22 protein-coding genes and 1 riboswitch are annotated in these 23,910 nt (G+C 74.4%); of the genes, 13 read left to right on the top strand and 9 right to left on the bottom strand.

Annotated elements, in window-relative coordinates; all coding sequences use genetic code 11:
* Positions 1-31: 31 nt before the first annotated feature.
* Complete coding sequence (locus V6U79_RS12125; protein ID WP_334614704.1) at positions 32-928, bottom strand: DUF4231 domain-containing protein; 897 nt, start codon at positions 926-928, stop codon at positions 32-34.
* A 140-nt stretch (positions 929-1,068) separates the two neighbouring features.
* Here V6U79_RS12125 and V6U79_RS12120 point away from each other — a divergent pair, with 140 nt between their 5' ends.
* From V6U79_RS12120 to V6U79_RS12105, 4 genes are read left to right on the top strand one after another with little or no spacing between them, the layout of a single operon-like run.
* Positions 1,069-1,485, top strand: a complete 417-nt coding sequence (locus tag V6U79_RS12120; protein WP_334614703.1) for a TOBE domain-containing protein — start codon at positions 1,069-1,071, stop codon at positions 1,483-1,485.
* On the top strand, positions 1,482-2,291 hold the full coding sequence (modA, locus tag V6U79_RS12115; RefSeq protein WP_334614702.1) for a molybdate ABC transporter substrate-binding protein: 810 nt from the start codon (positions 1,482-1,484) through the stop codon (positions 2,289-2,291). The genes V6U79_RS12120 and modA overlap by 4 nt, the downstream gene beginning before the upstream one ends.
* The gene (locus V6U79_RS12110) at positions 2,288-3,124 is read left to right on the top strand and encodes an ABC transporter permease (protein ID WP_334614701.1); all 837 of its coding nucleotides are present in this window, start codon (positions 2,288-2,290) and stop codon (positions 3,122-3,124) included. Before modA ends, V6U79_RS12110 begins: the two co-directional genes overlap by 4 nt.
* Positions 3,121-4,191 (top strand): ABC transporter ATP-binding protein, encoded by a 1,071-nt coding sequence (locus V6U79_RS12105; RefSeq protein ID WP_334614700.1) that lies wholly within the window; start codon positions 3,121-3,123, stop codon positions 4,189-4,191. Before V6U79_RS12110 ends, V6U79_RS12105 begins: the two co-directional genes overlap by 4 nt.
* A 26-nt stretch (positions 4,192-4,217) precedes the next feature.
* Here the strand turns inward: V6U79_RS12105 and V6U79_RS12100 are convergent, their stop codons facing one another.
* Positions 4,218-5,498, bottom strand: a complete 1,281-nt coding sequence (locus V6U79_RS12100; RefSeq protein ID WP_334614699.1) for a cation:proton antiporter — start codon at positions 5,496-5,498, stop codon at positions 4,218-4,220.
* 143 nt (positions 5,499-5,641) lie between these two features.
* Positions 5,642-6,970, bottom strand: coding sequence for a Na+/H+ antiporter NhaA (nhaA, locus tag V6U79_RS12095; protein ID WP_334530912.1), 1,329 nt, complete (start codon positions 6,968-6,970; stop codon positions 5,642-5,644).
* 137 nt (positions 6,971-7,107) lie between these two features.
* Between nhaA and V6U79_RS12090 the strand changes: the two genes are divergently transcribed.
* A complete protein-coding gene (locus tag V6U79_RS12090; protein ID WP_334614698.1) occupies positions 7,108-7,743 on the top strand; it encodes a universal stress protein in 636 nt (211 codons plus the stop codon).
* A gap of 145 nt (positions 7,744-7,888) precedes the next feature.
* Here V6U79_RS12090 and V6U79_RS12085 read toward each other — a convergent pair whose 3' ends face one another.
* Positions 7,889-8,548: a transglycosylase family protein gene (locus V6U79_RS12085; RefSeq protein ID WP_334614697.1), complete on the bottom strand. Its 660-nt coding sequence runs from the start codon at positions 8,546-8,548 to the stop codon at positions 7,889-7,891.
* Positions 8,547-8,705, bottom strand: a riboswitch (cyclic di-AMP (ydaO/yuaA leader). It overlaps the preceding gene by 2 nt.
* A 364-nt stretch (positions 8,706-9,069) precedes the next feature.
* Here V6U79_RS12085 and V6U79_RS12080 point away from each other — a divergent pair.
* Positions 9,070-11,970: an ATP-binding protein gene (locus tag V6U79_RS12080; protein WP_334614696.1), complete on the top strand. Its 2,901-nt coding sequence runs from the start codon at positions 9,070-9,072 to the stop codon at positions 11,968-11,970.
* 24 nt (positions 11,971-11,994) lie between these two features.
* Here the strand turns inward: V6U79_RS12080 and htpG are convergent, their stop codons facing one another.
* The 3 genes from htpG to V6U79_RS12065 all read right to left on the bottom strand — a co-directional run bounded on the left by htpG (position 11,995) and on the right by V6U79_RS12065 (position 15,295).
* Complete coding sequence (gene htpG / locus V6U79_RS12075; protein ID WP_334614695.1) at positions 11,995-13,881, bottom strand: molecular chaperone HtpG; 1,887 nt, start codon at positions 13,879-13,881, stop codon at positions 11,995-11,997.
* A gap of 79 nt (positions 13,882-13,960) precedes the next feature.
* On the bottom strand, positions 13,961-14,629 hold the full coding sequence (locus V6U79_RS12070; RefSeq protein WP_334614694.1) for a class I SAM-dependent DNA methyltransferase: 669 nt from the start codon (positions 14,627-14,629) through the stop codon (positions 13,961-13,963).
* A 126-nt stretch (positions 14,630-14,755) separates the two neighbouring features.
* Positions 14,756-15,295, bottom strand: a complete 540-nt coding sequence (locus tag V6U79_RS12065) for a DinB family protein (protein WP_334614693.1) — start codon at positions 15,293-15,295, stop codon at positions 14,756-14,758.
* A gap of 85 nt (positions 15,296-15,380) precedes the next feature.
* Here V6U79_RS12065 and smpB point away from each other — a divergent pair, with 85 nt between their 5' ends.
* The 5 genes from smpB to V6U79_RS12040 all read left to right on the top strand — a co-directional run bounded on the left by smpB (position 15,381) and on the right by V6U79_RS12040 (position 19,629).
* Positions 15,381-15,863, top strand: a complete 483-nt coding sequence (smpB, locus tag V6U79_RS12060) for an SsrA-binding protein SmpB (RefSeq protein WP_334614692.1) — start codon at positions 15,381-15,383, stop codon at positions 15,861-15,863.
* Positions 15,864-15,950: 87 nt separating this feature from the next.
* Positions 15,951-16,526 carry a helix-turn-helix domain-containing protein gene (locus V6U79_RS12055; RefSeq protein ID WP_334614691.1) on the top strand — a complete coding sequence of 192 codons (576 nt, stop codon included), beginning with the start codon at positions 15,951-15,953 and terminating at the stop codon, positions 16,524-16,526.
* Positions 16,523-17,794 carry an MFS transporter gene (locus V6U79_RS12050; protein WP_334614690.1) on the top strand — a complete coding sequence of 424 codons (1,272 nt, stop codon included), beginning with the start codon at positions 16,523-16,525 and terminating at the stop codon, positions 17,792-17,794. Before V6U79_RS12055 ends, V6U79_RS12050 begins: the two co-directional genes overlap by 4 nt.
* Positions 17,795-17,860: 66 nt before the next feature.
* Complete coding sequence (locus V6U79_RS12045) at positions 17,861-18,670, top strand: MEDS domain-containing protein (RefSeq protein ID WP_334530942.1); 810 nt, start codon at positions 17,861-17,863, stop codon at positions 18,668-18,670.
* Positions 18,667-19,629 carry an anti-sigma factor RsbA family regulatory protein gene (locus tag V6U79_RS12040; protein WP_334530945.1) on the top strand — a complete coding sequence of 321 codons (963 nt, stop codon included), beginning with the start codon at positions 18,667-18,669 and terminating at the stop codon, positions 19,627-19,629. Before V6U79_RS12045 ends, V6U79_RS12040 begins: the two co-directional genes overlap by 4 nt.
* A 28-nt stretch (positions 19,630-19,657) precedes the next feature.
* Here V6U79_RS12040 and V6U79_RS12035 read toward each other — a convergent pair whose 3' ends face one another.
* Together V6U79_RS12035 and V6U79_RS12030 are read right to left on the bottom strand one after the other, a co-directional pair.
* Positions 19,658-20,071, bottom strand: coding sequence for a type II toxin-antitoxin system Phd/YefM family antitoxin (locus V6U79_RS12035; RefSeq protein ID WP_334614689.1), 414 nt, complete (start codon positions 20,069-20,071; stop codon positions 19,658-19,660).
* 136 nt (positions 20,072-20,207) lie between these two features.
* A complete protein-coding gene (locus tag V6U79_RS12030) occupies positions 20,208-21,944 on the bottom strand; it encodes a M28 family peptidase (RefSeq protein ID WP_334614688.1) in 1,737 nt (578 codons plus the stop codon).
* A gap of 231 nt (positions 21,945-22,175) precedes the next feature.
* Between V6U79_RS12030 and V6U79_RS12025 the strand changes: the two genes are divergently transcribed.
* Together V6U79_RS12025 and V6U79_RS12020 are read left to right on the top strand one after the other, a co-directional pair.
* A complete protein-coding gene (locus tag V6U79_RS12025) occupies positions 22,176-23,060 on the top strand; it encodes an ABC transporter substrate-binding protein (protein ID WP_334614687.1) in 885 nt (294 codons plus the stop codon).
* Positions 23,060-23,767 (top strand): formylglycine-generating enzyme family protein, encoded by a 708-nt coding sequence (locus V6U79_RS12020; protein WP_334530957.1) that lies wholly within the window; start codon positions 23,060-23,062, stop codon positions 23,765-23,767. The genes V6U79_RS12025 and V6U79_RS12020 overlap by 1 nt, the downstream gene beginning before the upstream one ends.
* Positions 23,768-23,910: the final 143 nt, after the last annotated feature.

Raw genomic sequence — 23,910 nt, 5'->3', positions numbered from 1 at the left:
TCGACGATGCTATATGCCACAGCCGGTGATGTCACTGCTGCGCTGCGCCATCGAGCTCGATCATCCGGGCCATCCACCCCTCGTTGGAGAGCGAGATGATCCGCTCGGCCTCCGCCACGACCGCGTCGTCGTCGGCCCAGCCCTGACCGGCGGCGCGGACGGCCAGCAGCCGGGTGAGCTGGTCGGCCGTGCGGGCGTACTCGATCTGCTGGTGCTCGTAGCGCTGGGCGGCCCCGTAGCCGACCAGCGCCGTGGTGACGGTGGCGGTGACGCCGATCCAGGCGGTCAGCCCCAGCGGGTCGCCGAGCACGGCCACCGTCGCGGAGAGCAGCGCGCCGGCGACGGTCACCGTGGTCGCGGCGCGCCCGACCCGCTCGGACCGGGTCGCCATCCGGCGCGCCATAGGCAGGTAGTACCCCTCGACCTGCCCGCGGACCCGGGCCGTCAGGTAGCTCGGCACGTCCGACACCTCGGGCAACGGCCGCGCGTCCGGCGCCGGATCGACGACGTGCCCCATCAGGTCCCCCACGTCGTCCATCAGGGCGTCCAGGCGGCGCAGCAGCACGGCGTCCCGGTCGGCGCCGGCGAACGGAGCGACACCGGCCAGGTGGCGGTGCACGTCGGCCTTCAACGCCTCGGAGACCGACCGCAGCCGCGTCCAGGCCTGCACCGACTCCCGGGACGCCGCCCGGGTCACGATCGGCACCAGCAGCAGCGCGGCGGCCGCGACGACGGCGAGGACCCGGGCGGGCACGGTCTCCCCGATCCCCGCGGCGGCGGTGCCGGCGACCGCGGCGCCGATGGTGAGCCCGGCGACGGCGCGGCGGGCGGCGACGATCCGCCGTTTCGCGTTGCCGGCCGCCCGGGACCAGACGCCCTGGCGTCGCCAGACCAGGTCGACGGCGGCTTCCGCATCGAAGGTCGTCACGCCCGGCATGGTAGCCATGCGTCGCCCACCCGCCCCCGGCGGCGCTACCGCACCTGCGGCCATTTTCCCTACTGATCCCTCCGGTACGCGGGCACTTCGCTCCCTTCCGCCACGCAGATGCGGCCCGCTAGGGTGACCGGGTGACCGTCTTCCGGATCAGCGAAGCCGCCGAACTGCTCGGCGTCAGCACCGACACGGTGCGCCGCTGGGTGGACGCCGGCCGGCTCGCCGCCACCCGCGACCCGCAGGGCCACCGGCTGATCGACGGCGTCGACCTGGCCGGCTTCGTCCGCGCGCAGGCCGCCGAGCCGGACCGGGCGGAGTTCTCCTCGGCCCGCAACCGGCTGCGCGGCATCGTCACCGCGGTCGTCCGGGACACCGTGATGGCGCAGGTCGACATCCAGGCCGGACCGTTCCGGGTGGTCTCGCTGATGAGCCGGGAGGCGGTCGACGAGCTGGACCTGCGGGTCGGCTCGGTGGCCGTCGCCGTGATCAAGTCGACCACCGTCGTGGTGGAGCGTGCCGCCCCCGGTGGCGGCAGGGGGAGGAGTTCGTGACCGCACGGTGTATCCGGTCCGCCCTGGCCGCGCTCGCGGCCCTGACCGTCGTCGGCGCCACCGCCTGCGGCAGCGGGGCCGGGGACCGGCGACCGGCCGGCGGCGGGAGCGCCGGCGCCGTCACCGGCACCGTGACGGTGTTCGCGGCGGCGTCGCTGACCGAGTCGTTCACCGCCCTGGGTACGGCGTTCGAGGCCGCCCACCCCGGCGCCGAGGTGAACTTCAACTTCGCCGGCAGCTCCGCTCTGGCCGCCCAGATCAACCAGGGCGCGCCCGCCGACGTGTTCGCCTCCGCCGCCCCGAAGAACATGGCCACGGTGACCGAGGCCGGCAACGGCGCGGACTCCCCGACCACCTTCGCCCGCAACCAGCTGGTCATCGCCGTGCCGAAGGGCAACGCCAGGAAGATCACCGGGCTGGCCGACCTGGCCGGACCCGGGATCAAGGTGGCGCTCTGCGCCGAGCAGGTGCCCTGCGGGGCGGCGGGCACCCGGGCCCTGGCCGCGGCGAAGGTGACGCTCACACCGGTCACCCTGGAGCAGGACGTCAGGGGCGCCCTGTCGAAGGTGAAGCTGGGCGAGGTCGACGCCGCGCTGGTCTACCGCACCGACGCCAGGACCGCCGCCGACGCCGTCGACAGCATCGAGTTCCCCGAATCCGCGAGCGCGATCAACGACTATCCGATCATCGTGCTCCGGGACGCCCCGAACCAGGCCGGCGCCCGGGCCTTCGTGGCGTACGTGCTCTCCGCGGCGGGCCGCACCGCGCTCACCGACGCCGGCTTCCAGGCGCCAGCCGGATCATGACGCCCCCGGTCGTCGAGGAGCCCGCCGCCGCGGTCCGGCGACCGCGCGGGCCCGGCCGGCGGGTGCCGGTGGCGCTGCTCGTACCCGCCGGCCTCGGGCTGCTGTTCCTGGTGCTGCCGCTGGCCGGGCTGCTGGTCCGGACGCCGTGGGCGACCCTGCCGCAGCGGCTGACCGCGCCGGGGGTGCTCACCGCGCTGCGCCTGTCGGTGCAGTGCGCCACCCTGGCCACCCTGCTCTGCCTGCTGCTCGGCGTACCCCTGGCCTGGTTGCTGGCCCGGGCGGAGTTCCCCGGCCGGCGGCTGGTGCGGGCGCTGGTCACCGTGCCTCTGGTCCTCCCGCCGGTGGTCGGCGGCGTGGCGCTGCTGCTGGTGTTCGGCCGCAACGGGCTGGTCGGCCGGTGGCTCGACGCCGCCTTCGGCGTCACCCTGCCGTTCACCACCACCGGCGTGGTGCTCGCCGAGGCGTTCGTGGCGATGCCGTTCCTGATCATCGCCGTGGAGGGGGCGCTGCGCGGCGCGGACCACCGCTACGAGGAGGCCGCCGCGACCCTGGGCGCCGGCCGGTGGACCATCTTCACCCACGTCACCCTGCCGCTGGTCGCCCCCGGGGTCGCCGCCGGCGCGGTGCTCTGCTGGGCCCGGGCGCTGGGCGAGTTCGGCGCCACCATCACCTTCGCCGGGAACCTTCCCGGCCGCACCCAGACCATGCCGCTCGCGGTCTACCTGGCCCTGGAGACGGACCTGGAGGCCGCGATCGTACTCAGCCTGATCCTGCTCACCGTCTCGGTGGCGATCCTCGCCGGGCTCCGCGACCGCTGGATCGCCGGCCCGTGACCGCGCCGCTGCTGGACGGTCACCTCGTCGTCGACCGGGGCGCGTTCCGCCTCGACGTCCGGATGCGGCTGGCCGCCGGCGAGGTGGTCGCGCTGCTCGGCCCGAACGGCGCCGGCAAGACCACCGCGCTGCGGGCCCTGGCCGGGCTGCGACCGCTGACCGGCGGGCACCTCCGGCTCGACGGCGTCGACCTGGACCGGCCCGACCAGGGACGCTGGGTCCCGCCGGAGCGCCGACGGATCGGCGTGGTCTTCCAGGACTACCTGCTCTTCCCGCACCTGAGCGCCCTGGACAACGTCGCGTTCGGCCCGCGCCGGCAGGGCCTCGACCGGCGGGCCGCCCGCCAGCGGGCCGCCGGCTGGCTGGACCGGGTCGGGCTCGCCGGGTACGCCGAGCGCCGGCCACGGCAGCTCTCCGGCGGCCAGGCCCAGCGCGTCGCCCTCGCCCGCGCGCTCGCCGTGCATCCGAGGTTGCTGCTGCTCGACGAGCCGCTCGCGGCGCTGGACGCGCGGACCCGGCTGGACACCCGGGCGCAGCTGCACCGGCACCTGGCCGACCATGACGGGGCGACCCTGCTGGTCACCCACGACCCGCTCGACGCGCTGGCGCTGGCCGACCGGCTGGTCATCGTCGAGGACGGCCGGGTGGTCCAGGACGGCGACGCGGCCACCGTCACCGCCCGGCCGCGCACCGACTACGTCGCCCGGCTGGTCGGCCTCAACCTCTACCGGGGCCGCGCCGACGGCCACCGGGTACGCCTCGGCGACGGCTTCGTCCTCACCACCGCCGAACGGCTCGACGGCGACGCCTTCGTGGTGTTCCCACCCGCAGCGGTCGCCCTGCACGCGCACCGACCCGAGGGCAGTCCCCGCAACACCTGGCCGGCCACGGTCTCCGGCGTGCAGCGGCACGGGGACAACCTGCGGGTGCAGCTCGGCGGGCCGGTCCCCGTCGCCGCCGACGTCACCCCGGCCGCCGCCGCGCGGCTGCGCCTGGGACCGGGCCAGCAGGTCTGGGCGGCGGTGCGGGCCAGCGAGACCCGGGCGTACCCGGCCGGGTCGGCGTAGCGGCCGAGCCGCTCTGCCCGGCCGCGCTACCTCGGGCCGGCCTGGTCGTCACCGGCGGAGCGGGGCTCGACCGCCTCGTCGCGCGGTGCCGACGGCGCCGTCGACCGGCGATCCCCCCGGACCCGGCGCAGCACGCCGTACCAGGCCGGGGCCTCCCGGGCCTCGTCGAAGGCCCGGGCGATCACGACGTCGGTGGAGGAGTGCGCCAGGATCGAGACGACGATGGTCAGGGCCACCAGGTGGAACACCTCGTCCGCGGCGGGGATGCCGGACTCCAGCACCAGCAGTCCGTAGACCACCGAGGCGAACCCCTTCGGGCCGAACCACATGGCGGCGGCCTGCTCCCGGAGGCTCAGGCCGGAGCGCAGGAAGGAGATCCACAGCGCGACCGGACGGGCGACCACGATCGCCAGGATCGCGAAGACCCAGCCGGTCCAGCTGATCTCGCCGAGGAACCGTACCGAGATCAGCGCGCCGAAGACCAGCAACGCGGCCAGCTTCAGCAGCTCGGCGACGTTCTCCCCGAGGTGCTCGAACGCCGCCCGCTCCCGCGGCCCGAACGTCGCCACGGTGATGCCGGCGGCGAACGCGGCGAGGAACAGGTTCCCGTGGGTCGCCTTGCCCAGGGCCAGCACCAGCAGGCCGATCGCCACCCCGTTCAACGGGGCGTACGCCGCCGACGCGGCGAACCAGCGGGTCCGTTCCAACGCGATCGCCAGCAGCGGCACCAGCACACCGATCAGCAGCCCGAGTGCGAGCTCGGTGGCCAGCTCCGCCAGGTGCAGGTCGGAGCCGGCGGCGACGGCCAGCAGGAGCACCACGAACGGCAGGGCCAGGCCGTCGTTGACGCCGGACTCGACGTTGAGCAGGTGCCGCAGCCGGGCCGGCACCCTGTCGTTGCCGACCAGCGCGGCGGCGAACACCGGGTCGGTGGGGGCCAGGATCGCCCCGATCAGCAGTGCCTCCGGCCAGTCCAACCCGGCCACGTAGTGCGCCAGCACCGCGGTCACCAGCAGCGTCAGCGGCAGACCCCAGCCGAGCGCCCGGCCGGGCAGCCGCCACGCCGAGCGCAGGTCGGCCCAGCCCACCCGCATCCCGTCGGTGAAGAGCACCGCGAACAGCGCCAGCTCCGCCAGCTGCGCCACGATCGGGGAGTCCGCCCGCAGGTGCAGCACCCCGGTGGTGTCCTCGCCGAGCACGAAACCGGCGATCAGGAACAGCGCCGCCGTGGAGAGGATGGTGCGATGCGCCAGGGCCGACACGAGCACGGCGGCCAGCAGGACGGCGGCGAAGGAGAGCAGCAGCACGGGATCAGCCTCCAGGGGCAGGGATCAGCACGGTGCCGACCGGACTTCCCGGCGCTCCACGGTTCCCGGTGATCATAACGGTCCGGGCACCCCCGACCGTAGCGATGGCCGGACGGGGGTCGCCCGTCCGGCCATCGCCGTGCTCACCGACCGGTGGACCGGTCGGCCTCGGATTCGTAGACGTCCGGCACGCCGTCCTGGTCGAGGTCGACCCGCTCGGCCTCGTGGACCCGGCGGTAGACGCGGCTACGGGCGCGGAGGATGACGGTCGCCAGGAGCGCCGACAGCAGCGACCCGGTGAGCACGGCGACCTTGACGTGGTCGTCACGTTCGCTGCCCAGGCCGAAGGCCAGCTCGCCGATCAGCAGCGACACCGTGAAGCCGATGCCGCCGAGCAGTGCCAGGCCCAGCACGTCGAGCCAGTTGAGGCCCTCGTCGGGGGCGGCCCGGGTGAACCGGGACACCAGCCAGGTGGCCACCAGGATGCCGATCGGCTTGCCGACGACCAGGCCGACCACGATGCCGATCGCGACCCGGTCGCTCAGCGAGGTGACCAGACCGGAGAGACCGCCCACGGTGACGCCGGCGGAGAGGAACGCGAAGATCGGTACGGCGATCCCGGCGGAGATCGGCCGGAACAGGTGCTCGAAGTGCTCGGCCAGGCCGGGGCCCGCGTCCGGGCCACCGGCGTCCGCGCTGCGGATCACCGGGACGGTGAAGGCCAGCAGCACCCCCGCCACGGTGGCGTGCACCCCGGACTCGTGCACCAGCGTCCAGGTCACCACCGCCAGGGGCAGCAGCAGCCACCAGGAGCGGACCCGACGCTGCACCAGCAGGGCGAAGACCACCAGCGGCACCAGCGCGCCCAGCAACGGGGCCACCGAGAGGTCGACGGTGTAGAAGACGGCGATGATGACGATCGCCATCAGGTCGTCGACGACGGCGAGGGTGAGCAGGAAGGTGCGCAGCGCCGACGGGAGGCACCGGCCGACCACGGCGAGCACGGCGAGGGCGAATGCGATGTCGGTGGCGGTCGGGATGGCCCAGCCCCTGCCGGCGCCGGGGCCCGCGCCGGCGGCGATCAGGTAGTACAGCACGGCGGGTACGACCACCCCGCCCACGGCCGCGGCGACCGGCACGGCGGCGCGGCGCGGATCGCGCAGGTCACCGGCGACGAATTCCCGCTTGAGTTCGAGCCCGGCGACGAAGAAGAAGATGGCGAGCAGGCCGTCGGCCGCCCAGGTGGCGAGGCTGAGGTCGAGGTGCAGCGCGGACGGGCCGACGGTCAGGTCGCGCACCCACCGGTAGCCCTCCGCCCAGGGCGAATTCGACCAGATCAACGCCAACAGCGCCCCGATGAGCAGCAGCGCGCCGCCCACGGTCTCCTTGCGGAGGATGGCGGAGATGCGGCTGGTCTCGCCCCACGAGTGTCGGGCGAACAGGCTGGTGCGGCGCCGGGTGGCGTCGGTCACGGAAACTCCTCGTCGGCAGGGGTCGCGTCATCCATCGCCGACCAGACTTCCCGGCACACCTGGGCCAACCCTATCCGCCGCCGCGGCGGCTTTACCCGGGGGCGGGTCGGGTATGCACGCGCGTGGGCCAGTGGTGGGTGCTCCTCGTAGTGATGGTCTGGCTGGCGACCGGCCTGCTGACCGCGGCCGTCTTCGTCACCCGGGGCGGGCACCGCAACCTGCTCTGGTACCTGGTCGGGGGGCTGCTCGGGCCGATCTTCGTACCCATCGCGGTGGAGCGTGGCCGGGCGGGCACCCGGCGGGTCGAGGTGCGGTCCCGGCCGCCGGCGCCGACCGGGACGGGGTTGCGGGTCCTCGTCGGCGTGGACGGCTCCCCGGACTCCGACCGGGCCCTGCGCGCCGTGGTGCGCACGCTGAGCGGCACCGCCAGCGAGCTGGTGCTCGTCGCGGTGACCAGCCCGGACCTGGTCGACGGCGAGGCGACCGACGAGGAACGGCGGGCCCGCCGGATGCTCGACGAGTGGGCGGACGGACTGCCGGCGGAGTTGCCGCCGCCGAGCATCGAGGTGGTCGTCGGTCATCCGGCGGACGGGCTGCTGGCGGTGGCCGAGTCCCGCGACGTCGATCTGCTTGTCGTGGGTCGGGGCGGTCAGGGGCTCGGCGAGCGACTACTCGGCAGCGTCGCCGAGGACCTGGCACACCGTTCTCCCCGCGCCGTGCTGCTCGGCAGTCTGCCGGACCGGGCGGCGTCGTCTCCGCCTCGGGCAGGGTGAACGGACGCGCGATGGGCGCCCCGGCGGCAAGGCGTTGCCGGGCCGGCGGACCCGTGAGCGCCCGGCCGCTGGGCGGCGGCCGGGCGCTCACGTGTTCGGGTGTCACCTGCCCGTCCGGTCCCCTGCGGGGCCGGACGGAACGGGATCAGAGCGCGAGCTTCTGACCCGGGAAGATCAGGCCCGGGTCGGCGCCGACGATCCCCCTGTTGCGCTCGTACAGCGCGCGCCAGCCCCCGGTCAGGTCCCGGGCGTCGGCGATCTTCGCCAGCGTGTCGCCCGGCTTGACGACGTGGACCTTGCCCGTGCCGGCCGGTGCGCTGCGCCGCTGGCTGCGGCTGCTGGGCTGTTCCCCACGCGAGGAGCGCTCCTTGGTGGCGGCTCGCGTGGCGCGCCGCTCCGACTTCTGCGACTTCTCCGAGGTGGCGTAGCTCCGGGTCGAGCCGCCCTTCTTGCCGCAGGTCGGCCAGGCGCCGATGCCCTGGCCGTCGAGCACCTTCTCGGCGATGGCGATCTGCTCGCCACGGCTGGCCAGGTCGGCGCGGGCGGCGTACTTCTTGCCGCCGTAGCCGGCCCAGGTGCTCTGCGAGAACTGCAGGCCACCGTAGTAGCCGTTCCCGGTGTTGATGTGCCAGTTGCCGCTGGACTCGCACTGGGCGATCGCGTCCCAGTTGACGCCGGCGGCGCTCGCCGGGGAGGCCGGGGCGAGGATGGCCGCGACCCCGGTGACCGCGCCGACGGCGAGCGTGCCGACGGCAGTGCGGCGCGAGCTGGCCCGTCGGTGACGGGCGGTGTTTTCAGTTGCCATGTGGATTCCTCCACGCCGACGAGGTGAGCTGTCGGGTTCGGGCCGAGGAGCCCGGCCGCCGCTGGCGGCTTCACCCCGAGGTGACGTGCACCGAGGAACTAGTGGGTCCCCCGCTCCATGCCTGGTGACAGGGTCTCGCGATCGGCGGCATGGATTAGGCGTTACCGACCGTGGTGTCCGCGATCGCGGACCAGAACGACGTTAGGGAGAGTTTCGGCCGATTGCCCACTTCTTGTGAAGTTCTTCACCCGGTCAGGCGAGGGCCTTCCACGCCGAGTTGCGGACCGTGCGAGCGTGTCGACAATGCCCCGCGGAGCCGGGTGTCCCGTCGGGCGGCGGCCGGGCTCCCGGACAGTGACGGCGGCCGCCCGCGCCGCGCCACTGCGCAGGAGTCCGGCGGGGATGAGCGACGTCACGGGTCCCCGAACCGACCGAGGTGAGAGCGGGTGTCAGGATGGGTAGGAACGCCGGCAGGGTCGACCGGCCCGGGAACTGGAGGGCCGAATGGGGTTCGGTCACAGGTGAGCGCGCCTACGGGGGACCTGTTCGCCGCCGGTGGTGACACCGGGCGGTTGATGGCTCGCATCGACTGGTCCGGCACGCCCCTGGGGGCCGTCGAGGGCTGGTCGCAGAGCCTGCGAGCGGCGGTGCGGATGGTGCTGTCGTCCCGGTATCCGATGCTGCTGCTCTGGGGTGACCGCTTCACCCAGCTCTACAACGACGCGTACTCGGCGCTGATCGGGGACAAGCATCCCGCCGCGCTCGGCGACGACGTCCGGGTCACCCTCGCCGAGGGCTGGGACGTGCTGCGGCCCCTCATCGAGGAGGCGATGGCGACCGGCGTGGCGAGCTGGGTTCCCGCCCTGCGGCTGCTGCTCGACCGGGCCGGCTACCGCGAGGAGGCGTACTTCAGCGTCTCGCACGCGCCCGCGCGTGACGACGACGGCCGCACCGTCGGCATCCTCACCGTGTGCAGCGAGGTCACCGAGCAGGTGGTCGGCGAGCGCCGGCTGCGCCTGCTGCGGGACCTGTCCGTGCACGGCGGCGGGCAGACCGTCGACACGGGGGCCACCTGCGCCGGTCTGGTGGAGGCGATCGCCGGGCATCCGCTCGACGTCCCGTTCGCGGCGATCTACCTGCGCGAGGACGGCCGGCTGCGGCGGGTCGCGCACGCCGGCGCGGCCGTGGTCGGCGCCACGCTGCCCGCCGTGGTCGAGGCCGCCGGCGACACCGGCGGGTGGGGGCTGCCGGCCGCCGCGTCGGGTACGACCACCGAGGTCACCGACGTCGCCACGCGGATGCCGCTGCCGGCCGGGGCGTTCGACGATCCGGTCCGGGTCGCGCTGGCCCTGCCGCTGCCCTCGGCCGAGCTGGACCAGCCACTCGGAGTGCTGCTGGTCGGGGTGAGCCCCAGCCGCGGCCTCGACGAGGCTTACCGGTCGTTCTTCCAGCTGCTCGCCCAGCAGGTCTCCGTGGCGGTGCGCAACGCCCGGGCGTACGAGGAGGAGCGGCGGCGGGCCGAGGCGCTGGCCGAGCTCGACCGGGTCAAGACCACCTTCTTCACCAACGTCAGCCACGAGTTCCGCACCCCACTGACGCTGATGCTCGGTCCGCTCGGCGACGCCCTCGCCGACACCGACGAGCCGCTGCCGCCCGCGCAGCGCGAGCGGATCGACCTCGCCCGGCGTAACGCCGGCCGCCTGCTCACCCTGGTCAACAGCCTGCTGACCTTCTCCACCCTGGAGGCGGGGCAGGCGCGGGCCGTCCCCCGCGAGGTCGACCTGGCCGCCGTCACCGGGGAGTTCGCCAGCGTCTTCCGGGCGGCCGTCGAGCGGGCCGGGCTGCGGCTGGTGGTGCAGTGCCCGCCGCTGCCCCGCCCGGTCGCGGTGGACCCGGCGCTCTGGGAGCAGATCGTCACGAACCTGCTGTCCAACGCGCTGAAGTACACCTTCGTCGGTCGGATCCGGGTGGCGTTGGAGCACGACGAGCGCGAGGTCCGGCTCACCGTCTCCGACACCGGTATCGGGATTTCCGAGGCCGACCTGCCCCGGCTCTTCGAACGCTTCCACCGGGTGCACGGGGCCCGCTCCCGCAGCCACGAGGGCACCGGCATCGGGTTGGCGCTGGTCCGGGAGCTGACCCGGTTGCAGGGCGGCGAGGTGCGGGTGGCCAGCGCCACCGGCGTCGGTACGACCTTCACCGTCGCCCTGCCCTGGAGGGCGCTCACCGCCCCGCCGGCCGGGCCCGAACCGGCCGGGCTCGGCGAGGTCGCGCAGGTCGCCGCCCAGGCGGCGTTCAGTTGGCTCGCCGGATCCACCATGGACGGGCCGGCCCCGGCGGGCGGAGCCGTCCCGCCCGGCACCGGCCCGGAGGGCGACGAGCCGCACGAGGCGCGGATCCTGGTGGCCGACGACAACAGCGACATGCGCGGCTACCTGGCCCGGCTGCTGGCCGCGCAGGGCTGGCGGGTACAAACGGTCGGTGACGGTCGCCAGGCCCTCGACGAGATCCGCCGGAACCCGCCGGACCTGCTGCTCACCGACGTGATGATGCCCGGGCTGGACGGCTTCGCGCTGGTCCGTGCGTTGCGCCGCGAGGAGGCCACCCGGGCACTGCCGGTGGTGGTGCTGTCGGCCCGGGCCGGCGGTGAGGCCAGCGTCGAGGGGTTGGACCTGGGCGCCGACGACTACGTGGTGAAACCGTTCACCGCTGCGGACCTGGTGGCACGGATCCGCGTCCTCCTGCGCCGGGCCGGGCTGCGCACCCACCCCGACGAGCCGGCCACCGGACCGGTCCCGCCGACCGGCGAGTCCGCGCCGCCCGCCCCGCGGAGCGTGGAGATCGCGCCGCCCGCCCCACCGACCGTGGAGTCCGCGCCGCCGGCCTCGCCGACCGGTCCGGGAAGCACCGCCGTGTGCGCGGTCGCCGCCGGACCGCGGCCAACGAACGGCACCGTCCGGCCGAGGAGCGCCGCGCCGGAGGACGGTCCCCCGCCCCCGCCCACCCGTCCGTCCGCCGTGCCCGACGTCGACCTCGACTGGACGTACCCGTCGGGTCCCACCGCGGCGCAGGCCATGCGCCGCGACCTGCGGGTGGTGCTCGACCGCCCGGAGGTCGACCCGGACGTGGTGCAGGACCTGCTGGTGGCCGCGTCGGAGGCGGTCAACAACGCGGTGGAGCACGCCCAGCGACCGAGCCGCCCGGAGGTGCGGGTCCGGCTGGAGGTCGACGCCGACACCGTCCGGATCTCCGTGCGGGACTTCGGGACGTGGCGCGACCGGCGGCCGGCGATGGACCGGGGACGCGGCGCGATGTTGATGGACGCGTACGCGCAGGTGCGGATGTCCTCCACCGACGAGGGCACCACCGTGGTGATCGAGCGGCGGTTGACCGACCCGGTCGGCGGCCCGCCGGTCGACTGACCGACGGGCCGCCGGGCCGATGGCCTAGAGGGTCCGGGCCAGCCGCTCGGCCAGCACGCGGGCGAAGCGGGCCGGATCGGCCAGGTCGCCGCCCTCGGCGAGCAGCGCCATGCCGTACAGCAGCTCCGCCGTCTCGGTGAGGGCCGGCTCGTCGTCGCCGCGCTCGTGGGCGGCGCGCAGGCCGGTGACCAGCGGGTGGGTCGGGTTGAGTTCGAGGATCCGCTTGACCGGCGGCACCTGCTGGCCCATCGCCCGGTACATCTTCTCCAGCGTCGGGGTGATGTCGTGCGCGTCGCCGACGACGCAGGCGGGCGAGGTGGTCAGCCGGGAGGAGAGGCGGACCTCCTTGACGGTGTCGGCGAGCGCGCCGCCGAGGAAGGCGAGCAGGTCGGCGTACTCCTTGGCCTGCCGCTCCCGCTCCTGCCCGGCGTCGGAGCCCTCCGCCGAGGCGTCGAGGTCCACCTGGCCCTTGGCGATCGAGCGCAGCGGCCGGCCGTCGAACTGGCCGACCCGCTCCACCCACACCTCGTCGACGGGGTCGGTGAGCAGCAGCACCTCGTAGCCCCGGGCCCGGAACGCCTCCATGTGCGGCGAGTTCTCCAGCGTCGCCCGGGTCTCCCCGGTGGCGTAGTAGATCTCGCTCTGGCCGTCCTTCATCCGCTCCACGTAGTCGCGCAGCGTGGTGAGTTCGGCGGCGTTGTGGGTGGAGGCGACGGAGACGACGTCGAGGATCGCCTCGGCGTTGTCCGGGTCCTCGATCAGCCCCTCCTTGACCACCCGGCCGAACTCCGACCAGAAGGTCCGGTACCGCTCGGCGTGCGCGGTGCGCATCTCCTTGAGCGTGGCGAGCACCTTGCGGACCAGCCGGCGGCGCACGATCTGGATCTGGCGGTCCTGCTGGAGGATCTCCCGGGAGATGTTCAGCGACAGGTCGTGGGCGTCCACCACACCCTTGACGAAGCGCAGGTAGTTCGGCATGAGCGCCGCGCAGTCGTCCATCACGAAGACCCGCTTGACGTACAGCTGGACGCCGCGCCGGGCGTCGGCCATGAACAGGTCGAAGGGGGCGTGCGAGGGGATGAAGAGCAGCGCCTCGTACTCGAAGACGCCCTCGCCGCGCATGTGGATGGTTTCCAGCGGGTCGGCCCAGTCGTGGGCGACGTGCCGGTAGAAGTCGCGGTACTCCTCCTCGGCGACCTCGTCGCGCGGCCGGGCCCAGAGCGCCTTCATCGAGTTGAGGACGGCGGGCTCGCCGTCCGGGGTCACCAGGCGGATCGGCCAGGCGATGAAGTCGGAGTATTTCTTGACGATCTCGCGGATCTTGCCGGGGTCGGTGTAGTCGTGCAGGTTGTCCTCGCTGTCGACCGGCTTGAGGTGCACGGTCACCGAGGTGCCCTGGGGCGCGTCGTCCACCGTCTCGATGACGTAGGTGCCCTCACCGGTGGACTCCCAGCGGGTGCCCTCGGTCTGGCCGGCGCGGCGGGTCAGCAGGCTCACCCGGTCGGCGACCATGAACGTCGAGTAGAAGCCCACCCCGAACTGGCCGATCAGGTCCTGGCTCGCGGCCTCCCGGGACTCCTTCAGCTTGCGCAGCAGCTCGGCGGTGCCGGAGCGGGCGATGGTGCCGATCAGGGAGACGACGTCCTCGCGGGACATGCCGATGCCGTTGTCCCGGACGGTGAGGGTGCGGGCCTCGGGGTCGGCCTCGACCGCGATGTGCAGGTCACCGGTGTCGGCCTCGAGGTCCTTCTCGACCAGCGCCGCCAACCGCAGCTTGTCCAGCGCGTCGGAGGCGTTGGAGACGAGTTCGCGCAGGAAGACGTCCTTGTCCGAGTAGATGGAGTGCACCATCAGCTGCAACAGCTGACGGGTCTCCGCCTGGAACTCCAACGTCTCGGTCCGGGTGCTCACACCAACCTCCTCATCCGTTCGCTGCCGATCCACCGCAAGGATCCGCCGGATGAGGATACGAGCCCCGGTGGCCGCCCGGTCACGGGCGGTCGCCGACCCGACGGGCCAGCAGGTACGCCTGCGGCGTCGGTTCGAGCCGGCCGGCGTGCGGCTCCGGTTCCCGCCGCAGCTCCGCGTGCACGGCGAGCCCGGCGGCGCGCAACAGCTCCGCCACCGCCTCGGGGCGGCGGCGGTGGAAGGTCAGCGAGACCGGCAGGCCCGAGGCGTCGGTGCGGTGGACCGGTTCGTCGCCGACCTGGAAGGCGAGCAGCAGGTGCCCGCCCGGGGCGAGGACCCGGTGGAACTCGGCGAAGGCCTCGGGCAGCCGGTCGTCGGGGAGGTGGATCACCGAGTACCAGGCGACCAGGCCGGCGAGCGTGCCGTCGGCGGTCGGCAGCTCCAGCATGGAGCCCTCGGTGAAGCGCAGGTCGGGGTGATCGCGGCGGGCCCGGGCCACCATCTGCGGCGACAGGTCGAGACCGGCGACGTCCAGGCCGAGGTCGCGCAGGTGCCGGCTGATCCGGCCGGGGCCGCAGCCCACGTCGAGGACGGGGCCGCCCCCACCGCTGCGGACCAGCTCGGCGAAGGCCGCCAGCATCGCCCGGTCCAGCGGGCGGGCGGCGAGTTCGTCGCCGACGTACTCGACGTAGAAGTCGACGATCGTGTCGTACGAGGTGCGGGTGTCGGTGAGGAAGGCGGGTTCGATCACGGCCGGACCCTACCGGGCCGAACGCCGCGCCAGCGTGGACCGAGCGGGTGGACGGGCGTTCACTTTCGCAAGAACTTGGAAACATCCGGGTGGGGCCCGCCGGCGTCGCCGGCGGGCCCGGGTGCCTCACGCCGGGGCGCCGGCCCGGGAGACGTCGTGGACGTGGTGCGCGATGTCGTGCAGGAAGTAGACGGCGAAGGTGCGCACCGTGAACCGCGAGCCGTTGCCGCGCCGGCCCGGCCGTTCCCAATGCTCGGGGCGGACCGCGTCGAAGGCCGCCGCGGTCGCCTCCGCCTCGGTGGCCAACTGGTCGGCCACCGCCTTCGGTGCCTGGTGGAAGTAATCCTCTGCGACGGCGGTGGCGTCCTGGTCCCAGTTCGGGAAGACCGGGTCGTCGTGGCCCAGCATCAGCTCCAGCCGCCCCCGGAAGATCCGACAGGCGTCGCGGACGTGGCAGGCGTACTCGACCGGCGACCAGACCGTCGGCGCCGGCCGGGTGGTGGCGTCGGGGCGGGAGAGCCGCTCCCGCCAGGTCGGCACGGCGGCGCGCAGCCGCGCGCCGGTGGTGGTGACGTCGTGCGGGGAGAAGCCGCACTCCGCGCATCCGTCGTCGATGACGAACGTCCAGTCCATGTCCTCGGGCGGGATCGCCGGCGGTCGCTGCATGGCCCGAGTCTGCCACCGGCGCCGGTCCCGGTCTGGATAGGGTGTACGCCGTCGAGCAGGTGGCCGGGGTCGTCGGGAGGTGGTCGTGTCCAGGGACACGGAGCGCAAACTGATCGCCTCCAACAAGAAGGCCCGCCACGACTACACGGTCCTCAAGACGTACGAGGCCGGGATCGTGCTGGCGGGCACGGAGGTCAAGTCGCTGCGGGAGGGACGGGTGTCGCTGGTCGACGCGTTCGCCCAGGAGCGCGACGGCGAGATCATGCTGTACGGCCTGCACATCGCCGAGTACGGCTACGGCACCTGGACCAACCACCAGCCGCGCCGGACCCGGAAGCTGCTGCTGCACCGGGTGGAGATCGCCCGGATTCTGGAGAAGCTCCGCGACGGCGGGATCACGCTGGTGCCGCTGTCGATGTACTTCAGCAACGGCTGGGCCAAGGTCGAGATCGGCCTGGCGCGCGGCAGGAAGTCGTACGACAAGCGGCAGGCGCTCGCCGAGCGGGACGCCGACCGGGAGATCGCCCGTGAGCTGGGCCGCCGCCTGAAGGGCCGCCGCCCCGCCTGAGCCCACCCCGCCCCGAGGCGGTGGCTGCTGATGCCCATCTCTACAACATCTCTTGTACATCATGTCTTGTGCTTTTAGTCTGTCGACATGGCGGAGCAGCCCACCACCCTTCACCTGACCGATCCGGGCGCCATGCGCGCGCTCGCCCACCCGACCCGGCTACGCCTCCTCGGCGAGCTGCGCCGACGTGGTCCGCAGACCGTCGGCATGCTCAGCGACGTCCTCGACGAGGCGGTCGGTTCGGTCAGCTACCACCTCCGCCGGCTCGCCGAGCACGGCTTCGTGACCGAGGCCCCCGAGCGCGCCCGGGACCGGCGGGAACGATGGTGGCGGGCGGCCCACGAGCGCACCTCGTGGAACCTGGTCGAGGCGCTCGAAGACCCGGAGCGCCAGGCCGCCTCCACTCTGCTGCGCCGGGCGGTCCTCGAACGGTACGTGGAACGCCTGCGGGCGTACCTCGACGCCGAGGCGACCCTGGAGCCGCGGTGGGTGCGCGGCACCGCCAGCAGCGACTCCTGGCTGCACCTGACCAGCGACGAGCTGGTGGAGCTGCGCGCCGACCTGGAGGCGCTGGCGGAGCGCTGGCGGGCCCGCAGCGACCCGGACCGGCCCGACGCCGGCACCGTTACGCTGATGTACCACGCGTTCCGGGACCCGCGGTGACCCGGCCGGCACGCCGCCGGGCGCCGCTGACCGGGCTGCTCCTCGGCCACGCGGTCTCCCTCACCGGCAACGTGCTCACCCTCATCGCGCTGCCGCTCTACGTGCTCGCCGAGACCGGCTCCCCCACCGCCACCGGCCTCACCGCGGCGTTCGCCACCGCCCCGGTGGTGCTCGGCGGCGCCCTCGGCGGGGTGGTCGTCGACCGGATCGGCTACCGCCGGGCCAGCGTCCTGGCCGACCTGATCTCCTGCGGGACCGTCGCCGCCGTCCCCCTCCTCGACGCCACGGTCGGCCTGCCGTTCTGGGCGCTGCTCGGCCTGGTCTTCACCAGCGGGCTGCTCGACACCCCCGGCCAGACCGCGCGGATCGCCCTGCTGCCCGAGGCGGCAGCCGCCGCCGGCGTGCCGGTGGAGCGGGCGATCGGCTGGTTCGAGGCCACCGAGCGGGGTGCCCGTCTGGTCGGCGCGCCGGTGGCCGGCCTGCTGGTCGCCGCCTTCGGTGCACTGCCCGTGCTCGCCGTCGACGCGGCCTCCTTCGCGCTCTCCGCGCTGGTCGTCGCCGCCCTGGTCCCCCGGGCGATGCGCCCGGCCCGGACGGCCGGCGAGGAGTCCCACGGCTACTGGCACGACCTCGCCGCCGGGCTGCGGTTCCTGGTCCGCGAACCCCTGCTGCGCGCGATGGTCCTGCTGGTCCTGGTCACCAACCTCTTCGACGCCACCAAGAGCAGTGTGCTGCTGCCCGTGGTGGCCGAGCGGGAACTCGGCGGCGCCGCCGCGTTCGGGCTGCTGGTCGGCGCGATGGGCGGCGGCGCGATGGTCGGGTCGCTGCTGTTCAGCGCCGTCGGGCACCGGCTCCCCCGCCGCGCCACCTTCGTCACCACCTTCGCCGTCGCCGGCGCCCCGCCCTTCTGGGCGCTGGCCGCCGCGCCGCCGCTGCCGGTGCTCCTCGCGGTCTTCGCGGTCTCCGGCCTCGCCGCCGGCGCCATCAACCCGCTGATCGGCACGGTCGAGCTGGAACGGGTGCCGGCCACCATGCGGGCCCGGGTGTACGGCGTGATCGGCGCGGCCTGCTGGGCGGCCATGCCGCTGGGCGCCCTCGGCGCCGGCCTGGCCGTCGACCGGTTCGGCACCACGACCACCCTGCTCACCGTGGGCGGCTGCTACCTGCTGGTGGTACTCACCCCGCTGGCCGGCGGCCCCTGGCGGACGATGTCCCGCCTCCCGGCCCCGCCACCACAGGAGGCGAAGCTGACCGCGACCACGACCTGAGCCGCCGGGGCGCGCGCGGAGCCTGCCCTCCGGACCGGCATAGACTGCCCGCATGGGGCTGCCAGCGTGACCAGCGGATCGACGTCGCCGCGCCACGTCTGCTGGGCCTACGACGACCGGGCGGCCTTCACGGCGCGGGCCCGGGACTTCCTCCTCGCCGGGCTCGCCGCCGGCGAGCGGGTCCGCCACACCTCGACCGAGCCGCCGGAGGCCGTCGCCGCGCGATGGCAGGACGTCCCCCGGCTGCGCGAGGCGTTGCGCACCGGCGCCGCCGAGATCGTGCCGGTCTCGGACGCGTACGGCCACGGCCTCGTCGACGCCGAGGCGCAGGTGGCGGGGTACGTTGCGGCGACCGCGGCGGCGCTCGACGACGGCCACGCCGGGCTGCGGGTGGTCGCCGACGCCACCTCACTGGTCCGGACCCCCGCGCAGCGCGCGGCGTTCGCCCGGTACGAGCACCTGGTCGACCGGTTCCTGCGGACCCACCCCATGACCGCCGCCTGCGCCTATGACCGGGGCCTCCTCGGTGACCGCGCCGTCGAGGAGTTGGCGTGCCTGCACCCGGCGGCCGACCCCGACGTCGTCCTGTTCCACCTCTACGGGGGTGACCCGGGCGAGCTGGTGCTCACCGGCGAGCTGGACGCGTCCAACGAGGACGGCTTCGCCACCGCCCTGGAGCGGGTCCACGTCGACCAGGGTGAGCTGGTGGTCCGCGCCGACGAGCTGCGCTTCATCGACTACCGCGCCCTGACGCACCTGCACCGGCACGCCGCGCGTCGCGACGCGACGGTGGTGCTGCGGACCAGCCTGGCGCCCGCCGCCCGACTGGTCGCGTTGCTGGGCCTGTCCCGGATCCGGATCGAGACGCCCCGGTGAGGACTGGAGCGGCCGCCGGACACCACGGCTACTACCACGAGGCGATCGTCTACGACTCCGACGAGGAGCTGCTCGCCGTCGTGCTGCCCTTCCTGCGGGACGGGGTCGCGGCGGGCGAGCCGACGATGGTGGCGTTCGGCGACGACCACACGGCGCTGGTACGGGGGGCGCTGCCCCCCGACAGCGGGGTGGTGTTCCTCGGCGGCGGCGACGTGTACGCCCGGCCGGCGGGGGCGATCCGGGCGTACCGCAAGCTGCTGGCCGAGCACGCGGCCGCCGGCGCGACGCAGATCCGGATCGTCGGCGAGCTGCCCCCGGTCGCGTTCGGCCCGACCTGGGACTGGTGGGCCCGGTACGAGTCGGCGATCAACCACGCGTACGACGAGTGGCCGCTGTGGAGCATGTGCCCGTACGACCGCCGGACCACCCCGGCCGCGGTGCTCGCCGACGTCGCCCGCACCCACCCGCGTACGGCCACCCCGGACGGTCGCCACCTGCCGAACGAGGCGTACACCGAGCCGCGCGCGTACCTGCGGGAGAACCGCCCGATCGTGGTCGACCCGATCGAGCGCACCACCCCGGCGGTGGAGCTGACCGACCCGACCCCGGTCGAGGCCCGCCAGGCCGTGCACCGGGTGGGGTCCGGGCGGCTGCCGGTGGACGACGTCGACGACCTGGCGGTGGCGGTCAGCGAGATCGTGACCAACGCGCTGCGGCACGGGTTGCCGCCGGTGCGGTTCCGGCTGTGGGCGGGCGCGGACCGGATGGTGGTGACGGTCAGCGACGGTGGCGCCGGCCCGACCGACCCGTTCGCGGGTCTGCTGCCGGCGGACGGCGCGACGTCCGGCGGGCTCGGGCTCTGGATCACCCACCAGTCCTGCGACCACGTGGCGATGCACCGGGCCCCGGACGGGTTCACCCTGCGGCTGACCGCCGGGGACCCGCACTTCGCGGGCTGAACCGGCCCCGGCGCGGGCCGCCGCCGGGTCAGTCGCGCAGCAGGTCGGTGTGGGCGGCGCGCAGCCGGTCCAGCTCCCGGTCGGTGCCCGGCGGGACGCGGCGGTCCAGCTCGGCCCACGCCTCGGCGAGGGCGTCGGTGAGCACCCGCAGCTCGGCCGCGTGCCGGCGGGCACCCTGCCGGTGCGACTCCTCCAGGCGGCGGGCCCAGCCGGCGGTGACGGCGGCGAGCCGGTCGGCGTCGGCCCGCGCCTGGGCCGCGCTGCGCGCGCCGCCGACCGGCACGAGCGCGGCGACCGGGCGGGTATCGCCGTCGCGGGTGACCAGGGTGACGGTGTCGGTGAGCTCGGCCATCGCGATCAGCTGGGTGAGCCGGGTGCGCAGCTCGCGCAGCGGCACGGAACGGGGTTGACCACTGTAGTGGATCAGCGCGGGGGCAGCCATGACGCCATGCTGCGTGGCGGGTACGACATTTACCGGCGTGAGGCTCCGGCGGGGTGCGCCGCCGGCCGCGGATTGCGGCGCGGTGGTGGGACGGGCCGGGTGGGGCGGGCGGCGGGCCCGCCCCACCCGCCTCGCCTCAGCCGGCCTGCAGGGTGACGTCGTCGATGACGAAGCTGGTCTGCAACGAGGAGTCCTCGGTGCCGGTGAACTTCAGGGTGACCGTCTGGCCGGCGAACGCGGCGACGTTGAACGACCGCAGGACGTAGCCGCTGGCGGCGTTGAGGTTCGAGTACGTCGCCAGGGTGGTCGTGCCGAGCTGCACGGTGAGCTTGTCGTACGCCGTGCCGGTGGTGGTCTCGGCGGTGTCGATGTGCAGGTGGAAGGCGAGGGTGTAGGTCGAGCAGCCGGCCGGGACGGTCACCGACTGGGAGAGGGTGTCGGTGCGGGTGCTGCCGTACCCGTCCAGCCACGCCTTGTAGGAGCCGGTCCGGGCGGGCTGGCTGGCCGAGTTGGTGATGACGCCCGAGGTGGCGGTCCACGGGGCGGTGCCGGACTCGAAGCTGCTGTTGCCGATCCGCTGGCCGCCGGAGCAGCCGCCGGTACCGGTGACGGTGAGGCTGTAGCCGGCGGTGCGGGTGACCGATCCGGTGCCGGTGACCGTGATGGTGAAGGTGCCGGCGGCGGCCGTCGCCGAGGCGTTGACGGTCATCGTGGCGGAGCCACCGGAGGTGACCGACGACGGGCTGAACGACACCGTCACCCCGCTGGGCACGCCGGTGGCGGCCAGCGCCACGGTCTGGGCGCTGCCGCTGGTGGTGGCGGTGCTGACGGTGGCGGTGGTGGAGGCGCCCGGCGCGACGCTGCCGGTGGTCGGGCTGACCGACACCGAGAAGTCGTTGGTCGGGGTGCCGGTGCCGACCGCGAGCTGCCAGATGGCGTACGCGATGCCGTCCGCGCTGCGGTTCAGGTGGGTGGCGCTGACGTTGGCGGTGGTGTCGCAGGACCGGTGGTAGCAGGGGTCGTACGCGGCACCGGCGGTGCCGCCCCACTTGCCGGCCTGGGTGCTGGTCTTGCGGGCGCTGGCGCCGGCGGCGTACCCGGAGGTGGGGATGCCGGCCTGCTGGAACGGGTAGTCGTCGGAGCGGCCCTGGCCCTCGACGTTCTCCTCCGGTTGGAGGTTGAGCGAGTCCCAGTACGCCTTCAGCGGCGCGGCCGTGGTGGAGGTGATCCGGTTGATGAAGTAGCCGCCGTTGGTCGAGCCCACCATGTCGAAGTTGTAGTAGCCCTTGATCTGGCCGCGCTGGGTGGCGGTGAGCGAGTTGACGTAGAACTCGGAGCCGTTGAGCCCCTGCTCCTCGTCGGTCCACCAGGCGAACCGGACCCGCTTGGTCATGGTCGGGTTCTGCTGCGCGAGCACCAGCGCGTTCTCCAGCAGGCTGGCCGAGCCGGTGGCGTTGTCGTTGATGCCCGGCCCGGCCGAGACGCCGTCCAGGTGGGCGCCGAACATGACCACCTGGTCGGCGGGGCCGCCCGGCCACTCGGCGATCAGGTTGTTGGACCGGTACACGCAGCTGGTGCAGACCTGCTCGGTGACCGTGTAGCCGGCGGCCTGGAGCCGGGTCCTGAGGTAGCTGACCGAGGCGGTGTAGCCGGGCGACCCGGCCCGCCGGTTGCCGCCGTTGCTGGTGGCGATGCTGTTGAACTGGGTCAGGTGGGCCTGCAGGTTGGTCACCGAGATGTCCGGCGCCGCGAGCGCGGCGACGGGTGCGGCGGTGACCGGCGCGACGGCCGTGGCCGGTTGCCCGGTCAGGGTGATCGTCACGGCGGCCAGGACGGCCAGCGCGAGGCCGGCGGTCGGCGTGCTGCGTCTCATGCGAGCTCCTCGGGGGTCGGCGGGGCAGCGCGGGCGTGACCTGATCCGGGTACGGGGGTGGTCGGGTTGGTCGGATCTCGGCGGCCCGGGGGTGGGGTCGCGACGGGTCAGGCCGGGGAATGAAACACTGACATGCATCAATCTCTTGGTCAACCGGCCGGACGGCGTCACGTGCGCCGGCCGGCCGGGGTCGATCCGCGCCGGGCGGGCGGCCCGGGGCAGGATGGGGGCATGCGCCTGGTCTCCCTGCTCCCCTCCGCCACGGAGATCGTCTACGCCCTCGGCCTCGGCGACGACCTGGTGGGCGTGACCTTCGAGTGCGAGGTGCCGGCCGCCGACCGGGCCGGCAAGGCCGTCGTGGTCGGCGGCACCGACACCCGGGGCATGGCCCCCGGCGAGATCGACGCGCACGTCCGGGCCCGGCTGGCCGCCGGGGCGGACCTGTACACCCTGCACGCCGACGCGCTCGCCGGGCTGGACGCCGAGCTGATCCTCACCCAGGACCTCTGCCGGGTCTGCGCCCTGCCCTCCGGGCACGTCTCCGACGCCCTGGAGCACCTCGGCTGCCGCGCCGAGGTGCTGTCGCTGGACCCGTACACCCTGGACGAGGTGCTCGACAGCATCGTCGCGGTGGGCGACGCGGCGGGCGTACCCGAGCGGGCCCGGACGCTCGTCGCCGGCCTGCGCGCCCGGCTCGCGGGCGTCGCCACGGCGGTCGCCGGGCGGCCACGGCCCCGGGTCGCGGTGGTGGAGTGGACCGACCCGCCGTTCACCGCCGGACACTGGATCCCCGACCTGGTGGTCGCCGCCGGCGGACAGCCGGTGGCCGCTCGACCCGGCGCCCGCTCGGTGCGGGTGCCCTGGGCGGAGCTGCGCGACGCCGCGCCCGACGTCGTGCTGGTCACGCCCTGCGGCTTCCACCTCGACGGCGCCGTGGCGCAGGCCCGGACGGTCGCGCCGCACTTCCCGGGCACACCGGTGTGGGCGGTCGACGCGGACGCCCTGGTGGTCCGCCCCGGACCACGCCTGGTCGACGGTGTCGAGGCGATCGCGGCGGTGCTGCACCCCGACGCCGTGCCCGCGGCGCCCGCCGGCGCGGTCGCCCGGGTCGCCTGATGCCGCCGCCGGACCGGACGGATCCGCCGGCGGTCGACGAGCGCCCGGCGGACGAGATGATCTCCGTTCCGGGCGGGCGGGTGACGCTGTCCGACCGGCGGACCCGGAGCACCTGGTCGGTGGCGCTCGCGCCCTACCAGCTCGCGACCTTCCCGGTGACCCGGGAACGGTACGCCGAGGTCACCGGTGAGCGGCCGTTCGGCGCGCGGGGCGACCGGCTGCCCGCCGATTGTGTCTCCTGGTGGGACGCGATCCGGTTCTGCAACGCCCGGTCCCTTCGCGAGGGGCTGGCGCCCGCCTACCACCTCCACGACGACGGCGAGGGCGTCGCCTGGGACGCCTCCGCCGACGGGTACCGACTGCCGACCGAGGCCGAGTGGGAGCACGCCTGCCGAGCCGGCACGACCGGACCGCGGTACGGGCCGCTCGACGAGATCGCCTGGTACCGCGGCAACTCGCAGGAGCTGCTCCACGACGTGGGCGGCCGGCGCCCCAACGCCTGGGGCCTGTACGACATGCTGGGCAACGTCTGGGAATGGTGCTGGGACGTCTACGACGCCGAGGTCTACGGCACCTACCGGGTGCTGCGCGGCGGTGGCTGGTTCGACGAGCACTGGAGCTGCCGGGCCTCGGTGCGGCGGCGCAGCCACCCGACGTTCCGGATCGACGACGTGGGGTTCCGCGTCGCCCGCTCCCCCTCGCCCTGACCCGGGCCGGCCGCCGACCCCGTCGTGCCCGCGATGTCCACTGTAACGCTGCTGTTACACCCCGGCGAGGCCACCGTGGCACGGCCGGCCGACCGTCGACCTCACCACCGTCCCCGCCGGGGGCGGACCGGTCGACCGGGAGG

Source organism: Micromonospora psammae (genome assembly GCF_036902725.1).
Classification (GTDB): domain Bacteria; phylum Actinomycetota; class Actinomycetes; order Mycobacteriales; family Micromonosporaceae; genus Micromonospora.
This window is presented reverse-complemented; position numbering and strand designations above follow the sequence as displayed.